This is a genomic window from Streptococcus sp. SP8 (assembly GCF_030440045.1).
GTDB classification, from domain to species: domain Bacteria; phylum Bacillota; class Bacilli; order Lactobacillales; family Streptococcaceae; genus Streptococcus; species Streptococcus parasanguinis_I.
This window is the reverse complement of sequence record NZ_JAQFJL010000001.1, coordinates 605,106-621,246: the sequence shown is the minus strand read 5'-3', so window position 1 is coordinate 621,246 and position 16,141 is coordinate 605,106. Positions and strand designations below refer to the sequence as shown.

The following is a 16,141-nucleotide window of genomic DNA, read 5'->3' as shown; positions in this document are numbered from 1 at the left end:
TTTTATAGCTTTTTAAATCAATAAGGAGACACAATGAAACTCAAAGAAACATTGAATCTTGGAAAAACAGCTTTTCCAATGCGGGCTGGGCTTCCAACGAAGGAACCAGTTTGGCAAAAAGAATGGGAAGATGCAAAATTGTATCAACGCCGTCAAGAGTTGAATGAAGGGAAACCGCATTTTACGCTTCATGATGGCCCTCCCTATGCCAACGGAAATATTCACGTAGGGCATGCCATGAACAAGATCTCAAAAGATATCATCGTTCGTTCTAAGTCTATGTCAGGATTTTACGCTCCTTATATTCCAGGTTGGGATACCCATGGTTTGCCAATTGAGCAAGTCTTAGCCAAACAAGGTGTGAAACGTAAAGAAATGGACTTGGTTGAGTATTTGAAACTCTGCCGTGAATATGCGCTTTCTCAAGTAGATAAACAACGCGAAGACTTCAAACGCTTAGGTGTTTCAGGTGATTGGGATCATCCTTATGTAACCTTGACGCCTGACTATGAAGCAGCACAGATCCGCGTCTTTGGTGAAATGGCCAATAAAGGCTATATCTACCGTGGGGCTAAGCCAGTTTACTGGTCTTGGTCTTCTGAATCAGCCCTCGCTGAAGCAGAGATTGAATACCATGATTTGGTATCAACGTCTCTTTACTATGCGAACAAGGTTAAAGATGGTAAGGGTGTCCTAGATACAGATACCTACATCGTTGTTTGGACAACAACTCCATTTACGGTTACAGCTTCTCGTGGATTGACGGTGGGTGCAGAGTTTGATTATGTCGTAGTGAAACCTGCTGGATCTGACCGCAAGTATGTTGTAGCATCTGAGCTCTTGCCAAGCCTTTCTGAAAAATTCGGTTGGGAAAATGCTGAAGTCCTTGCGACTTACCAAGGGAAAGAATTGAACCATATTGTTACAGAACACCCATGGGATCCTGAAGTGGATGAATTGGTGATCCTTGGTGAGCATGTAACGCTTGATTCAGGTACTGGTATCGTCCATACCGCTCCTGGTTTTGGTGAGGATGACTACAATGTAGGGATTGCTAATGGTCTCGAAGTTGCTGTTACTGTTAACGAACGAGGAATCATGATGGAGAATGCTGGCCCTGACTTTGCAGGTCAGTTCTATGACAAGGTTGTTCCAACAGTTATCGAAAAACTTGGCGATTTACTCCTTGCTCAAGAAGAAATTTCTCACTCCTACCCATTTGACTGGCGGACGAAAAAACCAATTATCTGGCGTGCAGTTCCACAATGGTTTGCCTCAGTATCGAAATTCCGTCAAGATATCTTGGACGAAATTGAAAAAGTGAAGTTCCACTCAGAATGGGGGAAAGTCCGTCTTTACAACATGATTCGTGACCGTGGTGACTGGGTCATCTCTCGTCAACGTGCCTGGGGTGTGCCTCTTCCAATCTTCTATGCAGAAGACGGAACGCCAATCATGACAGCTGAAACCATCGAACATGTAGCGCAACTCTTTGAAGAACATGGTTCCATCATCTGGTGGCAGCGTGAAGCGAAAGACCTCTTGCCAGAAGGATTTACGCATCCAGGTTCACCAAATGGCGAATTTACAAAAGAAACTGACATCATGGACGTCTGGTTTGACTCAGGTTCATCATGGAATGGGGTTGTGGTTAACCGTCCAGAACTCAAATACCCAGCCGACCTCTACCTTGAAGGTTCTGACCAATACCGTGGTTGGTTCAACTCATCACTCATCACATCTGTGGCGAACCATGGTGTCGCACCATACAAACAAATCTTGTCTCAAGGTTTCGCTTTGGATGGGAAAGGTGAGAAGATGTCTAAATCTCTTGGAAATACCATTGCTCCAAGTGATGTTGAAAAGCAATTTGGTGCTGAAATCTTGCGTCTCTGGGTAACCAGTGTAGACTCAAGCAATGACGTGCGTATCTCAATGGATATCTTGAGCCAAGTGTCTGAGACTTACCGTAAGATCCGGAATACCCTTCGTTTCTTGATTGCCAATACTTCTGACTTTAATCCAGCTGAGGATACAGTTGCTTACGACGAGCTTCGTTCAGTTGACAAGTACATGACCATTCGCTTTAACCAACTTGTTAAGACGATTCGTGATGCTTATACCAACTTCGAATTCTTGACGATCTACAAAGCGCTAGTCAACTTTATCAACGTTGATTTGTCTGCCTTCTACCTTGACTTTGCCAAAGATGTTGTCTATATTGAAGGTGCAAAATCCCTTGAACGCCGTCAAATGCAAACAGTCTTCTATGACATCCTTGTGAAAATCACTAAACTCTTGACGCCAATTCTTCCTCACACTGCTGAAGAAATTTGGTCATACCTTGAGTTTGAAGCAGAGGATTTTGTTCAATTATCAGAATTGCCAGAAGCAGAAACATTTGCCAACCAAGAAGAAATCTTGGATACTTGGTCAGCCTTCATGGACTTCCGTGGTCAAGCTCAAAAAGCCTTGGAAGAAGCACGTAATGAAAAAGTGATTGGTAAATCACTAGAAGCTCACTTGACAGTTTATCCAAATGAAGTTGTGAAAACACTTCTTGGAGCTGTTGATAGCAATGTCGCTCAACTCTTGATTGTTTCTGAGTTGACCATTGCAGAAGGTTCAGCTCCAGAAGGTGCAGTGGCCTTCGAAGATGTTGCCTTCACTGTTGAACGTGCAGCTGGTGAAGTTTGTGACCGTTGCCGTCGTATCGATCCAACAACTGCAGAACGCCACTACCACGCAACCATCTGTGATCACTGTGCAAGCATTGTCGAAGAGAACTTTGCGGACGCAGTCGCAGAAGGATTTGAAGCAAAATAATAAGAAATGAAAAATCGCAGGGAGAGAGTCTCCTTGCGACTTTTCAATAAAGAGGAAGTTATGTGGTACCAGAAAGAATTTAAGGAACTAGAACTGAAAGAGTTTTACGAGATCGTTCAGCTGCGATTAGAGACCTTTGTCGTAGAACAAATTAGGATCTACAATGATCTCGATGATGTTGATTATCGATCTATCCATCTTTTTCATCAAAATAGGGAAGGACGTGTGGATGCCTATGCTCGCATATTCGCAACGGGACTGACGATTCATTTTGGCCGAGTGGCTGTAGCCAAAGACAGTCGTGGCCAAGGACTGGCAAAAGACATGGTAGAGCAGATTTTGGACCTGTGTGAACAGAGATTTCCTGGACGGACCATTGAAATTGAGGCTCAAGAACAGGTGGTAGGCTTGTATGAAAAATTAGGTTTTCAAACGGTGAGCGAGCCCTTTATCTTGGCTTCTACCCCTCACGTAAAAATGATCTTTCAGAAATAAAGAATCCTTTCATCTCATAATCGAGGTGAAAGGATTTTTTTTGGAAAAAGATACCAAAGAAAAAAGCAAGGCAAATTGGCCTTACTTAGTAATTGGAAAGGAAATTTCAATTAGTTTATCAGAGTAGAGGGTTTTAATAGCGGATTGGTCAATGTTTTGAAGATCAATCTTACGTTTTAAAAAGAACTCACGAATTAATTCTACTTCAGTTTCACGAATAGCACGGTGTTTGTTACTGATCAATAATTCATAGTGAGTTGGGGCTTGTGTAAAAACAACATCAGTATTGCCCGCGGAATAAACCTCGACAAGTAAGGCGTCAGTGCTGGCAAGTTGGCTCTTGACCAGTGCAGCATGACTATTGGTGGTATTAATGAGCTTCATATGAGTTCCTCCTGACCTCTATCTTCATTTATTATAGCACTTTTTTTTATTTTGTGAAAGAAGTCCTTTAGTTTTTATGGGTATTTTTCCACTGTTCAATGCCCCATTTATGACTGCCACGTTTGAGTTTTTTAATAGCTTCATCTACAGGAAACCAAGCAAGATTGTTAAAATCTTCCAGTGGTTTTTGAGCTTCTGTATAGTCTACCACTTCATAAATATAGGCAGGATTGTAGTAGTAGGTATCGCGGTGGCTAGAATAGAAATACTCATCTGCTTGGCCATAGTATTGCCCTAAAACAGCGGTAAAGCCTAATTCTTCGATCAGTTCCCGTTTCAGAGCTTGTAAGTGATCTTCACCTGCCTCAATTTCCCCGCCAGGCAAGAACCAAGCCCCATTTGGAGCTTGAACGAGGATGATCTGATCCTTGTCCTTATTGGGAATAACAGCGTAGACACCATAGCGATTGACATAGGTCACATCTTGTTTCTTTTCACCAAAACTTGGAATGGTCATGGTTTTCTCTTTTCTTATTTTTTCATCATTATATCATATTTTTTAGCAAAAATCTGGAGGGAAAAAAGAAAGAGACTGGGACAAAAGTCCTAGCCTCTCAATTGTTTTTGGATTGTCGAGCAAGACGCAGTGGTTGAGTGGGCTCTACTACGCTGATTTCATCATCTTTTACAGCCCTACTCAACTGTGCGGAGGTGGGACGACGAAATCGAATTCTAACGAATTACCGATTTCTGTCCCACTCTCTGAATGTACATTTACTGATTATGATTCTGACTTCTTTTCAGCCGTCTTGTGAACAGCTTTGATACTAATATTCCCATTGCTGGTCATGACGGCTTTGAGTTGTTTCTCACTTGGATGTTCCAGGTAATAATCGGTAATGGCATCTTCGATATGGTCTTGGATGGTACGACGGAGTGGGCGGGCCCCCATTTTTGGATCGTATCCCAGATCGACCAATTTTTCTTTGACCTTCTCTGTCACATCCAGATGAATCTCATTTTGTGCGAGACGTTGACTGACTTCATCGAGCATGAGGGTAACGATTTGGAGAAGGTTTTCTTTTGATAGAGGTTGGAATTCAATGATGCCATCAAAACGGTTCATGAATTCAGGGCTAAAGAAGTTCCCGAGTTCTCCAAGTACAGAGTTGGTTCGACCTTCGCGAGCAGCTCCAAAACCAACATTGGCCTCAGCCTTGCCGGTTCCAGCATTAGAGGTCATGATGATAATGGTATCTTTAAAGCTGACGGTACGGCCTTGACCATCTGTCAAACGGCCATCATCTAAAACTTGCAAGAACATGTGCATGACATCTGGATGGGCTTTTTCCACTTCATCCAACAACACGAGGGAGTAAGGATTGCGACGAACCTTTTCCGTTAGTTGTCCAGCTTCATCGTAGCCAACATAGCCCGGAGGAGCTCCGACTAGTTTCGCTACGCTATGTTTTTCCATGTATTCGCTCATGTCAAAGCGGATCATATTGTCTGCAGAGCCAAAGAGCTCGATCGCTAATTGTTTAGACAGTTCGGTCTTTCCGACACCAGTTGGTCCGACAAAGAGGAAGCTTCCGATTGGACGGTTAGGCGATCCTAAGCCGACACGATTGCGTCGAATGGCTTTCGCGATTTTATCTACTGCATCGTCTTGACCAATCACATGAGCTTTCAAATCAGAAGCCAGATTGATCAATTGAGACTGTTCTTTTTCTTTCAAATCACCAACAGGAATATTGGTCTTTTGTTCAACGATGTGTTCAATCGTTTTTTCACTGATGACAGGGGTCTCCTGATCAGTGACATGTTGACCTTGCATTTCCTTGTATTTCGCGATTTGATCGCGGAAGTAGGCTGCTTTTTCAAAGTCTTCTTCGCGCGTCGCTTGAGCTTTGAGGTTTTCCGCTTCAATCAAGCGCTGATCGATCACTTTTGGATCCACAAAGTTTAGGGTCAGGTTCATCTTAGATCCCGCTTCATCCAACAGATCAATGGCCTTGTCTGGCAGGAAGCGATCTTGGATGTAACGGTTTGAAAGAATAGCTGCCGCTTCGATGGCACCGTCTGTATAGTGGACGTGGTGGTAGTCTTCGTATTTTTTCTGGATGCCCTTGAGGATGGTGATGGTTTCTTCAACCGTTGGTTCATCGACCTTAACGGGCTGCATCCGACGTTCCAAGGCCGCATCTTTTTCAATGATACGGTATTCATTGAGGGTAGTAGCCCCAACTAATTGGAGTTCTCCACGCGCCAAGGCTGGTTTGAGGATATTTCCAGCGTCCATATTGCCTTCGCCGGCTGATCCTGCGCCAACAATTTCATGGATTTCGTCGATGAACAGAATAACATCTTCGCGTTGACGAATTTCATCCATTAATTTTTGCATGCGTTCTTCGAATTGACCACGGATGCCTGTGCCCTGAACGAGGCTCACGACGTCTAGGCGGATGACTTCTTTTCCTTGCAATTTATGTGGAACGTCGCCATCGACGATTTTTTGAGCCAGGCCTTCCACAACGGCAGTTTTTCCGACCCCAGGTTCTCCAATCAGAACCGGGTTGTTCTTGGTTCGACGGTTGAGAATTTCGATGACACGGATAATCTCCTCATCACGGCCAATGACAGGGTCAATATCCCCTTTGCGGGCAATTTCTGTGACATTGATGCCGAACTCTTCTAAAAGACCTTTTGGCTTTTGAGGACGGGCTTGACGAGGGTCTTGACCACCACGGTTATTGTTTTGGCCGTAGCCGCCACCTCCATAACTGCCTCCGGATTGAGTTGGAGGGGTTTGAGGTTCTTGCGGACTTTGGAAGTTTCCAAGGTTATTGAAGAAATCTTCAAAAGGATCTCCAGTGAGTTGGCTACGTTGGGTCATGCCTTTCAAGAAGCTGTTATTAGGGTCTGTTTTCATAATTTTATAGCAATTTTGACAGAGGTCTACTTGCTGCTGACGTCCATTTACATTTGTATATAAATGGATGGTTGATTCATTTATTTTACAATTTTGACAAAGCATATACATACCTCACAGTAGGTTTTTGATGGTTTTCCATCAAGAGACGAGCCTATTTTTGAAAGGTCAAAAATAGTCAAAGATTTATAGTTTCATTATATCAGTATTCTAGAAGTTTGCAAGAATTTGCTACGGAATGTCGCTAAGGATTGAAGAAAGAGCAAATCAATGGAAAAATGTGAATTTTTATTGGAAGAGCTTTCTCTTTTATGATAAAATAGGAGAGTAGAAAGTAAAGAGGAGAAATAAAATGGAATCACATTTAGTACGGATTATCAACCGTTTGGAGACGATGACAAAAGACGGTGGAAACTTGAAACGTAATTTTGAACGTGACGGTGTTGTTGTCGCTGAAGTAGCCTACAACCACAATGAAGAAGAAGGTTCAACCTTTACACTTCGTGATGTTGAAGCGCGTGAAACCTATACATTTGATAGCATTGATTTAATTGCAATGGAAATTTATGAATTGCTTTACTAAGCAGCTGTGTGGATGAGTTTGGGGTGGTCTCAAGCTCATTTTTTGTCCATCTGGCTATAGTTTTCGTCTATAAGAAATTCTAATTAGGAACAGTTAGGTTTGAGAGTTGAAATCTGCTATAATAGAGAGGACTATTTTCATTACTTGACTAGAAAGAGAATTGACATGACGACAATCATTGATGGGAAGGCGCTCGCTACAAAATTACAGGGTGAGATTGCGAAGAAAACAGCACGATTAAAAGAAGAGACAGGAGTTGTGCCTGGCCTCGTTGTCATCGTAGTAGGAGATAATCCAGCTAGCAAAATCTATGTAAGAAATAAAGAGCGTTCTGCTATTGCGGCAGGCTTTCGGAGTGAAGTGAGACGACTTCCTGAAAGCATCAGCCAAGCTGAATTATTAGAAGTGATCGAACACTACAATCAAGATCCCCTTTGGCATGGGATTTTGGTGCAGTTGCCACTGCCTAAGCATATCGATGCGGATGCAGTCCTTTTAGCCATTGATCCGACAAAAGATGTGGATGGCTTTCATCCATTGAATATGGGACGCTTGTGGGCTGGAAATCCGATTATGGTGCCATCGACTCCAGCTGGTATCATGGAGATGTTCAAAGAGTACGGGATTGATCTAGAAGGGAAGCGAGCAGTCGTGATTGGTCGTTCCAATATCGTTGGAAAACCAATGGCGCAGTTGCTCCTCGCCAAAAATGCGACGGTAACCTTGACCCATTCCCGGACCCATCATCTGCCTAAAATTGCTAGAAGAGCAGATATCTTGGTTGTTGCGATCGGTCGTGCCAAATTTGTAACAGCAGACTTCGTGAAAGAAGGCGCCGTTGTTATTGACGTCGGAATGAATCGCGATGAGAATGGCAAATTGTGTGGGGATGTCGATTTTGACTCTGTTGCACCTTTGGCCAGTCATATTACCCCGGTACCAGGAGGGGTTGGGCCTATGACTGTCACCATGCTGATGGAGCAGACCTACGAAGCAGCTGTTCGTGCCTTAAAAAAATGAAAGTGTGAACAAGATGAAGTTTGTATTTGATTTAGATGGAACCCTGTCATTCGATGGTGTCACAATCGATGATGAAATCAAACAGGTCTTATTGAGAGCAGAAGAATTTGGCCATGAAGTTGCCTTTGCTTCTGCACGTTCTTACCGGGACTGCTTGGGTCTTTTAGGGGACCCATTGAGTCAGCAACTCGTGATAGGCTTAAATGGTGGATTGGCCTATCGCCAGGGGCAATTGGTATATGAGGAACAATTGGACAAGGATGTGTATCGGGAAGTCCTTGGCTTTTGCCGCCATTACAATCTACCATTTTTTGTGGATGATACCTTTGATTATAGCGGACAGATTTTGGAAAAGATTCCTTTTGTTGCTAATGTAGATCCCCTCAAGAAAGCCCAGTATCGTTCATTAGAGGAGCTGACAGATCCGATTAAGGTCGTGATCTATATGGGTGGCCATGAGGAGCTCGTGGATGAGATCATCGAGCGGATCGAAAAGACAGATAAGGCCCATATCCGCTATCATGCGCATGAAAAATGCATCTATCTCAATCCAGCAGACACGCATAAAGCGACAACCGTAGAAGAACTCTGTGGAGAGAATTTCGTGGCTTTTGGCAATGATCAAAATGATATCGAGCTCTTTGAAAAAGCTCTTTATGCAGTTCAGATTGGTGATTTTCCAGCCCTTCAGCCTTATGCGGATGATCAATTGGTAGCCAAACAAAATCAACCACAAGCTGTGGCTGCTAAGATCTTGCAAGTCTTTGCAGAATTCAGAGGAAAATAAAAGATGGAGGGGGAGTCGTGGCTTCTCCTTTTTCACTAGAAATGAGGAAGGTATGAGAACAGTTCAGAAAGAAGAGATCCAGCGTGTTATTGTGAAGCGAGAGGAGAATTCTTATAAGGGCGATTTTGGTCGCCTGCTCTTGATTGGGGGAACTTACCCCTATGGAGGAGCTATTATTATGGCAGCCCTTGCTGCGGTTCATAGTGGTGCGGGGCTGGTTACTGTCGCAACAGATCCTGATAATCTGACAGCCCTTCATAGCCATCTTCCTGAAGCCATGGGCTTTGATCTAGCCGATCACGAACTCCTTTGTGAGCAGCTCCAAAAAGCCGGTGTGATTCTCGTAGGACCGGGCTTAAAGGAAGCAAGAGAAAGCCAAGCGATCTTACACATGATTTTTGAGCATGTCTCTAGCCAGCAGGTCTTGATATTAGATGGCGGAGCTATTAGTCTTTTTGCAGCTTCTCAGTTTGACCTGCCAGAGGCTCAGTTGGTCTTTACCCCTCATCAAAAGGAATGGGAAAAACTGTCAGGGCTTGATCTAACAAGCCAGACTGAAGATAGAAGTCGAGAAGCGGTTCAAAGTTTTCCTAAAGGGACTGTCATTGTAGAAAAAGGGCCACACACCCGCATTTGGACAAGTGGGCAAGATGAGGGCTATCAGCTAGATGTTGGTGGTCCCTATCAGGCAACAGGGGGTATGGGAGATACCTTGGCAGGGATGATCGCAGGATTTGCGGGTCAATTTCCACAGGTCAGTCTCTATGAGCGCGTGGTGGTTGCGACCTATCTCCATTCAGCCATTGCAGAAGACTTGAGCAAGGAGGCTTATGTGGTTCTACCGACGACCATTAGCCAAGAAATCCCCAAATGGATGAAGAAGTGGAGTGACAATTCAAACGAAAATGTTGAAAATGAAACGTTTTCATGATAGTATGGATGAAAGGAGGTGAGAAAATGAATGAGCAAAAAAAATCGATTACGATGAAAGATGTTGCAGCAGAAGCTGGGGTTAGTGTTGGGACAGTCTCTCGTGTTATCAATAACGAAAAAGGCATTAAAGAGGTGACATTAAAAAAAGTTCAACAAGCGATTGAAAAATTGTCTTATGTGCCAGATGAATATGCGAGAGGATTAAAAACGAATCGTAGTAATATTATCGCTTTACTTATTCCAACCATTTGGCATCCATTCTTTTCTGAGTTTGCATATCATGTAGAAAAGGAATTGTTGAAAAATCAATGTAAATTATTGATTTGTAATGCAGATAAAGATGCTCAAAACGAGATAGAGTACATAAAATTACTTGAAAAAAATAAGGTAGATGGGATCATTGGGATCACCTATTCAGATATCGATAAGTATATCTCCTCTAATTTACCTTTTGTTAGTATTGACCGTCATTTTTCTGAAAATGTCTATTACGTAACCTCTGAAAATTATCATGGTGGTCAACTAGCTTGCCGAGAGTTAGTCAAACGAGGTTGCCAAAATTTAGCTTATATCAGCGGTGTGAACAAACATTTGAATGAAACAACGGAACGGGGAAGGGGGTTTAAAGATGAAGCTAAGCAGCAAAATACAAAACTCTGTAGTCTTGAAATGCCAGAACCGTTAGATCAAGCAGAAAGACAAATTAAGTCCTTTTTTGAAGCTCATCCTCAGATTGATGGGATTTTTACAGTAAATGATTTTATGGCTCTACGTGTTATAAAAGTTTTGACGGAGATGGGAAAAACTCCTCTAGAGGACTATCAAATTATTGGTTTTGATGGGTTAAGACCTGCTTTTGATCAACCGTACTTACTTTCGACCATTGTTCAAGAAATAGCTCAGATGGCCCAAGCGGCAGTAGAATTATTACTTAAATTGATTCGTAAAGAAAAAATAGAAAAGAATGTGATTAGTTTACCCGTACATTTCTTTGAAGGGAACACTACAAAAAAATTATAAAAAGTGCTTGACAAATTATGAAAGCGCTGTTATAATTTAGCTATAAAATGAAACGTTTCAAAAAACTCAACTATTTTAGCTTGAGTTGAAAATATAACCAAAAAAATGAAACGTTTCAAAAAGGAGGACGCTATGCGTAAAGGTATTAAGTTATCTGTAGTTGCAGCACTATCATTAGGATTGCTTGCAGGATGTGGTGGGGGATCAAAATCCAAAACTGCAAGTTCTTCAAATGAGATTAAAGTCTGGGTTCAGTTCTCAGATGAAACAGCTGAGGGAAAAGCTTGGCAACAAGTTGTTGATAATTTCAACAAATCAAAGAAAACAAAATATAAGGTTGTGACAGAATTTATTCCACGTAGCGGTAGTGGTGGTGGATATGAAGATAAGGTTAACGCCGCTGTTACGACAAATAGTTTACCAGATGTCATTACACTAGATGGTCCTAATACTGCAGCCTATGCAAAATCAAAGGTGATTGCTCCTTTGGATGATTATCTAAAAGACGATAATATGGATGATGTACTGGACAGTATTAAACAACAGGGAACTTATGATGGTAAATTTTATGCATTTGGTTATTCAGAATCCAATGTAGGTGTTTACTATAATAAGAAAATGTTTAAGGAAGCAGGGATTGATGAAGCTAGTTTGCCAACCCTAGAAAAACCATGGACATGGTCTGAGTTTAATGCCATTGCTAAGAAATTAAAAGATCATTTTAACAAACCAGCAATTGATTTCCGTTTGAATTCAAACGATGAGATGTTGCCATATGCTTACATGCCTCTTATTTGGTCAAATGGTGGATCTGTTGTGAATTCTAAAGGAACAAAAGCGGAAGGCTACTTCAATAGCAAAGAAAGTGTTGAAGCTGTTCAATTTATTCAAGATCTTGTGAAGGATGGATATACGACAGTTAGTCCTGTTGAAAAAGGTTTTGAAACCGGTGAATATCCTATGGTTCTGAGCGGTTCTTGGACGATTGCAGACCTACAAACAAATTACAAAGATATTGATTTTGGTATTCTTCCTTATCCAGTTTCAGATAAAACGAAGAAATTGGTATCACCTTCAGGTAGTTGGCAATTAGCCGTTACAACAAAATCTGATAAAAAAGAAGCAGCCGCTGAATTTGTTAAGTTTGCTACAAATACTGAATCTAGTGAAATTCTAAGCTTAGGTAACAGTGTTCTTCCAATCAGAAAATCAACAATTAAAAATATTAAGGACAAAGTATCTGAGCCAATGCGTTTCTTGATGGAACAAAATGCTAAAACGGCTCATGCTCGTCCAGTTGTAGTAGCTTATCCACAAGTTTCACGCGCTTTCCAACAAGCAATGCAAGATATCAGCTATTATAAAGATAATCCAGATGTACAAAAAGTATTAGATGCTCGTGCGAAAGAAATGCAAACAGCAATCGACCAATCTTTAAATAAATAGTTGACATTCAAAAAGGTGGAAGGTAAGTTATGGAATGTACCTTCCACCTTATTTTATTTAATAGTTTCATCTTAGGAGACGAACAATGAGCGAAAAAAATAAAGTCGAAACAAAAAAGAAAGAACGCCTTAAAGAAAATATTATGGGCTATAGCTTTTTAGCTCCAGCTTTAATATTACTTTTCATCTTTTTAGTGATACCTGTTGGTATGGTGATCTATTATGCCTTTACAGATTATTACCTATTAACGCCTGAGGATAGAAAATTTGTAGGACTACAAAATTTTATGCGCTTAGCACAAGATCCAATCTTTATAAAAAGCTTCTTGAATACCTTGAAATTTGTAGTTTGGATTATTCCAGTGCAACTTGGTGCGGCTCTCGGGATGGCCTTAATTGTTAATAAGAAACGTAAAGGAAATATGTTCTTTAAGGTAGCATTTTTTGCTCCTGTTGTGATGTCTCTTGTCGTTATCTCTATCCTCTGGTTATACTTGTTAAATCCAAATAATGGTTTGCTCAATGCTCTACTGAATAAAATTGGTATTTCTTCACAACCATTCTTGACAAGTCCAAAACAAGCCATGTATGCCATTGTATTTGTTTCTGCATGGCAGGGTGCAGGTTATCAAATGTTGTTATTCCTTGGAGGAATGCAAAATATTCCACAAGATATTTATGAGGCGGCAGAGTTGGATGGATTTTCAAAATGGGCTCAATTTAGATATATCACGATGCCTTTATTGAAACCAACTGCCTTGTTTGTACTCTTGACAACATTGATTTCAGCATTTAAATTGATTGTGCAACCAATGGTCATGACTCAAGGTGGTCCATTGAACTCAACAATCACTATGGTATATTACATTTATCAACAAGGTTTCACTGACCGTCTTGTTGGTTACTCAAGTTCGATTGCCTTAGTATTTACAACATTGATTGGTATGATTAGTCTTGTACAACGGCGAGTTTTGAAGGAGGATGATTAGGATGAAACGTTTAAAACCGACTATTATTTTAGAATATGTTTTATTAATTCTATTAGCAGGCCTCTTTCTATTTCCTATGATCTGGATGGTGGTTTCAGCAATGAAGCCAGAAGCAGATGTGTATAAGAATTTAACAAGTTGGAAAGCATTCTTACCTAGTTTTAATCCAGCTGATTGGTTTAAACCCTACCAAGAGGTTCTTGCCCGTTTTAGTATTCTAACATATCTAGGGAACAGTATTTTTTATGCAGGAACATTTGCACTTGGGTCTATTATAGTAAACGCCTTAGCGGGATTTGCATTTGCAAAAATTAATTTTACAGGTAAAAAAATTCTGTTTGGCTTTTTATTGGCCTTGTTAATCATTCCGATGGAAACAGTGTTGATTCCACAATTTACAATTATTAATTCACTTGGCTTAGTTAATAATCGTTTAGCGGTTATTATCCCTGGATTAGCTAGTGTCTTTAATATTTATCTTTTCCGAAACTTCTTTATTGCCATTCCAGAAGAAATTATCGAATCTGCAAAAATAGATGGTGCAAGTATCTTACGGATCTTTTTCAAGATTATGTTGCCGATGTCGAAACCAGCGGTTGCAACAGTAGGTGTTCTTTCCTTTATTTCTAGTTGGAATGATTATATCTGGCCGTTGATGGTTTTAACCGATTCGTCAAAATTTTCAATGCAGGTGGCAATTACAACCATTAATACAACTCAACCAGTTTATATCAATCAAGTAATGGCTGTTTTGACAATTTCTACAATTCCACTTATTCTAGTATATATCGTAGCACAAAAATATATTATTCAAGGTCTAGGTGGATCTGGTACAGGTATTAAGTAGGTGATCAGTATGAAGGAAAGCATTCGGAAGGCAAATCAGTATATCGATGAAAACAGGGAGAAGGTTGACCAGCAATATAGAGGGGCATTTCATTTGCTCCCTCCAATCGGCTGGATGAACGATCCAAATGGCTTTGTTTATTTCCGTGGGGAATACCATTTGTTTTACCAATTCTATCCCTATGATAGTGTTTGGGGACCCATGCATTGGGGGCATGCCAAATCAAAAGATCTCCTCCATTGGGAAGAATTGCCAGTAGCTTTAGCACCAAGTGAAAGCTATGACAAGGATGGTTGTTTCTCGGGTAGTGCTATTGTGAAAGATGACAAGCTTTATTTGCTGTATACGGGTCATGTAGACGATGAGGAAAAGCGAGAAGAGACGCAGTGTCTTGCGGTTTCGACAGATGGCATTACCTTTGAAAAGTTGCCTACTAATCCAGTGATCCATGCTCAACATATTGAGGGGATCGCAGATATTGCAGATTTTCGTGATCCTAAAGTATTTGAATACCAAGGAAGCTATTACGCTGTCGTTGCTTCTAAGACGCCAGATGATAGAGGTCAAATTCTCCTATTTGCATCAAGTAATCTAGTAGATTGGGCCTTTACATCAGTTCTTTTAGAAGGTGAAAAAGGGCAAGGGATTATGTGGGAGTGTCCCGATTTCTTCCCTTTAGATGGCAAATGGGTCTTGATCCTGTCACCCATTGAAATGGAAAGACAGCAAGAAAAATACTGGAACTTAAATTCGACGGTTGCCTTTATCGGTGACATGAATTGGGAAACAGGGCGCTTTCATGTCGATTCCTATGATGAAATGGATGGTGGTTTGGATTTCTATGCCCCTCAAACTTGTCAAGGACCAAATGGCGAACGATACATGGTTGCCTGGATGCAAATGTGGCACCGGTCTATCCCCAGTCATGATTTAGCTCATGGGTGGGCAGGTAGTATGACTCTTCCAAGAAAATTGTCTCTGAAAGACGGACGATTGGTTCAGGAGTTACCTGAGTCAGTGAACGAACACTTTCTTGTAGAGCATGCGTCAGAAACCATTGTTAAGGGCAATCAGATCACGATCCCAGCGAAAGGGAAACAAACCTTGTTTGAGCTAGATACCAAACCGGGTCGCTCCTTTATCCTTGGATATGGTGATGAAACTGATCCTGATAGTGTCTTGCAATTGGTTTATGATGCCTCTCAAAAACGCTTTAGCTTAAGTCGAGACCAATTTGGGCACCCCATTTCTGGAAAAGAAAATCCAGCATTTCAATCGAGATGGATTCAGTTGGATGCTGAAAAAGATCATCATTTTTCGATCATTCGCGATACCAACTCCATCGAAGTATTCGTGGATGGTAAAACTCTCTCCATGACCTTTTATGAAACGAGTCAGAATCCCGTCTATACCCTCACGGCAGATGAAGGGGTCGATTGGGTCTTGAAAACCTATCAAGAATAGGAAAGCAATAGCCTCCTAAAGAATAAAAGACAAGTTCTATGACTTGTCTTTTTGTTGTATCCTAAATAGGATTTGTGTTCATCGAAGAAAATTTGGGAATTGGTCTCATGACGGATCTGACTCTCTTTCCAGAATATCCAAATCTTGTCAAAATTCCGCTGGTTGAAGAGGAAAAAACAGTCTTCTATATTAGTTATGCCTATCCAAATGAAGGGGAACCCCAAGCACGTCTTAGCTCCTTTATTGAACGGTTAGAGAAGTGTGAAAAATAAGGAAGCTGGTTTAAAATAGACCAGTAGAAAGTGTCTTGAATAAAATGAGGCTTGTAGAGAAAGGAAATTCATGATTTCGCTTTGTCTGCCAGCCTTTTTTGGTGTTTTTTGGTATAATTAAACTTGATCATATTCTGCAGAAAG

The 16,141-nt window shown here is 41.1% G+C and carries 15 protein-coding genes; 12 read left to right on the top strand and 3 right to left on the bottom strand.

The genetic code is table 11. The features are described 5' to 3' along the window. Positions 1–33: 33 nt before the first annotated feature. A complete protein-coding gene (gene ileS / locus PCY11_RS03135) occupies positions 34–2,826 on the top strand; it encodes an isoleucine--tRNA ligase (protein WP_070673761.1) in 2,793 nt (930 codons plus the stop codon). A gap of 60 nt (positions 2,827–2,886) precedes the next feature. Beyond that, positions 2,887–3,321: a GNAT family N-acetyltransferase gene (locus PCY11_RS03130; protein ID WP_070673762.1), complete on the top strand. Its 435-nt coding sequence runs from the start codon at positions 2,887–2,889 to the stop codon at positions 3,319–3,321. 81 nt (positions 3,322–3,402) lie between these two features. Here PCY11_RS03130 and PCY11_RS03125 read toward each other — a convergent pair whose 3' ends face one another. From PCY11_RS03125 to PCY11_RS03115, 3 genes are all read right to left on the bottom strand, one after another. Next, the gene (locus PCY11_RS03125; protein ID WP_021152773.1) at positions 3,403–3,705 is read right to left on the bottom strand and encodes a DUF1827 family protein; all 303 of its coding nucleotides are present in this window, start codon (positions 3,703–3,705) and stop codon (positions 3,403–3,405) included. A 67-nt stretch (positions 3,706–3,772) separates the two neighbouring features. After that, entirely contained in the window at positions 3,773–4,222 is a 450-nt protein-coding gene (locus PCY11_RS03120) for an NUDIX hydrolase (RefSeq protein WP_070673763.1), read from the bottom strand. Between the two features lie 264 nt (positions 4,223–4,486). Beyond that, positions 4,487–6,742 carry an ATP-dependent Clp protease ATP-binding subunit gene (locus tag PCY11_RS03115; RefSeq protein ID WP_070673764.1) on the bottom strand — a complete coding sequence of 752 codons (2,256 nt, stop codon included), beginning with the start codon at positions 6,740–6,742 and terminating at the stop codon, positions 4,487–4,489. Between the two features lie 247 nt (positions 6,743–6,989). Between PCY11_RS03115 and PCY11_RS03110 the strand changes: the two genes are divergently transcribed. The 10 genes from PCY11_RS03110 to PCY11_RS03065 all read left to right on the top strand — a co-directional run bounded on the left by PCY11_RS03110 (position 6,990) and on the right by PCY11_RS03065 (position 15,997). Beyond that, positions 6,990–7,220 (top strand): DUF1797 family protein, encoded by a 231-nt coding sequence (locus tag PCY11_RS03110; protein WP_003005989.1) that lies wholly within the window; start codon positions 6,990–6,992, stop codon positions 7,218–7,220. A 165-nt stretch (positions 7,221–7,385) separates the two neighbouring features. After that, positions 7,386–8,240: a bifunctional methylenetetrahydrofolate dehydrogenase/methenyltetrahydrofolate cyclohydrolase gene (locus tag PCY11_RS03105; protein WP_003005994.1), complete on the top strand. Its 855-nt coding sequence runs from the start codon at positions 7,386–7,388 to the stop codon at positions 8,238–8,240. Positions 8,241–8,253: 13 nt separating this feature from the next. Next, the gene (locus PCY11_RS03100) at positions 8,254–9,027 is read left to right on the top strand and encodes an HAD-IIB family hydrolase (RefSeq protein WP_049487481.1); all 774 of its coding nucleotides are present in this window, start codon (positions 8,254–8,256) and stop codon (positions 9,025–9,027) included. A 52-nt stretch (positions 9,028–9,079) separates the two neighbouring features. Continuing rightward, positions 9,080–9,958, top strand: coding sequence for an NAD(P)H-hydrate dehydratase (locus PCY11_RS03095; protein WP_070845306.1), 879 nt, complete (start codon positions 9,080–9,082; stop codon positions 9,956–9,958). A gap of 26 nt (positions 9,959–9,984) precedes the next feature. Continuing rightward, on the top strand, positions 9,985–10,980 hold the full coding sequence (locus tag PCY11_RS03090; RefSeq protein ID WP_070845308.1) for a LacI family DNA-binding transcriptional regulator: 996 nt from the start codon (positions 9,985–9,987) through the stop codon (positions 10,978–10,980). A 132-nt stretch (positions 10,981–11,112) separates the two neighbouring features. Continuing rightward, positions 11,113–12,426 (top strand): sugar ABC transporter substrate-binding protein, encoded by a 1,314-nt coding sequence (locus PCY11_RS03085; protein WP_041826251.1) that lies wholly within the window; start codon positions 11,113–11,115, stop codon positions 12,424–12,426. A gap of 85 nt (positions 12,427–12,511) precedes the next feature. After that, positions 12,512–13,414, top strand: a complete 903-nt coding sequence (locus tag PCY11_RS03080; RefSeq protein ID WP_014712989.1) for a carbohydrate ABC transporter permease — start codon at positions 12,512–12,514, stop codon at positions 13,412–13,414. Position 13,415: 1 nt separating this feature from the next. Continuing rightward, a complete protein-coding gene (locus PCY11_RS03075; RefSeq protein ID WP_176745622.1) occupies positions 13,416–14,261 on the top strand; it encodes a carbohydrate ABC transporter permease in 846 nt (281 codons plus the stop codon). A gap of 9 nt (positions 14,262–14,270) precedes the next feature. Next, a complete protein-coding gene (locus tag PCY11_RS03070) occupies positions 14,271–15,725 on the top strand; it encodes a glycoside hydrolase family 32 protein (RefSeq protein ID WP_070845312.1) in 1,455 nt (484 codons plus the stop codon). 74 nt (positions 15,726–15,799) lie between these two features. Next, positions 15,800–15,997 carry a hypothetical protein gene (locus PCY11_RS03065; protein WP_049486562.1) on the top strand — a complete coding sequence of 66 codons (198 nt, stop codon included), beginning with the start codon at positions 15,800–15,802 and terminating at the stop codon, positions 15,995–15,997. Positions 15,998–16,141 lie beyond the last annotated feature (144 nt).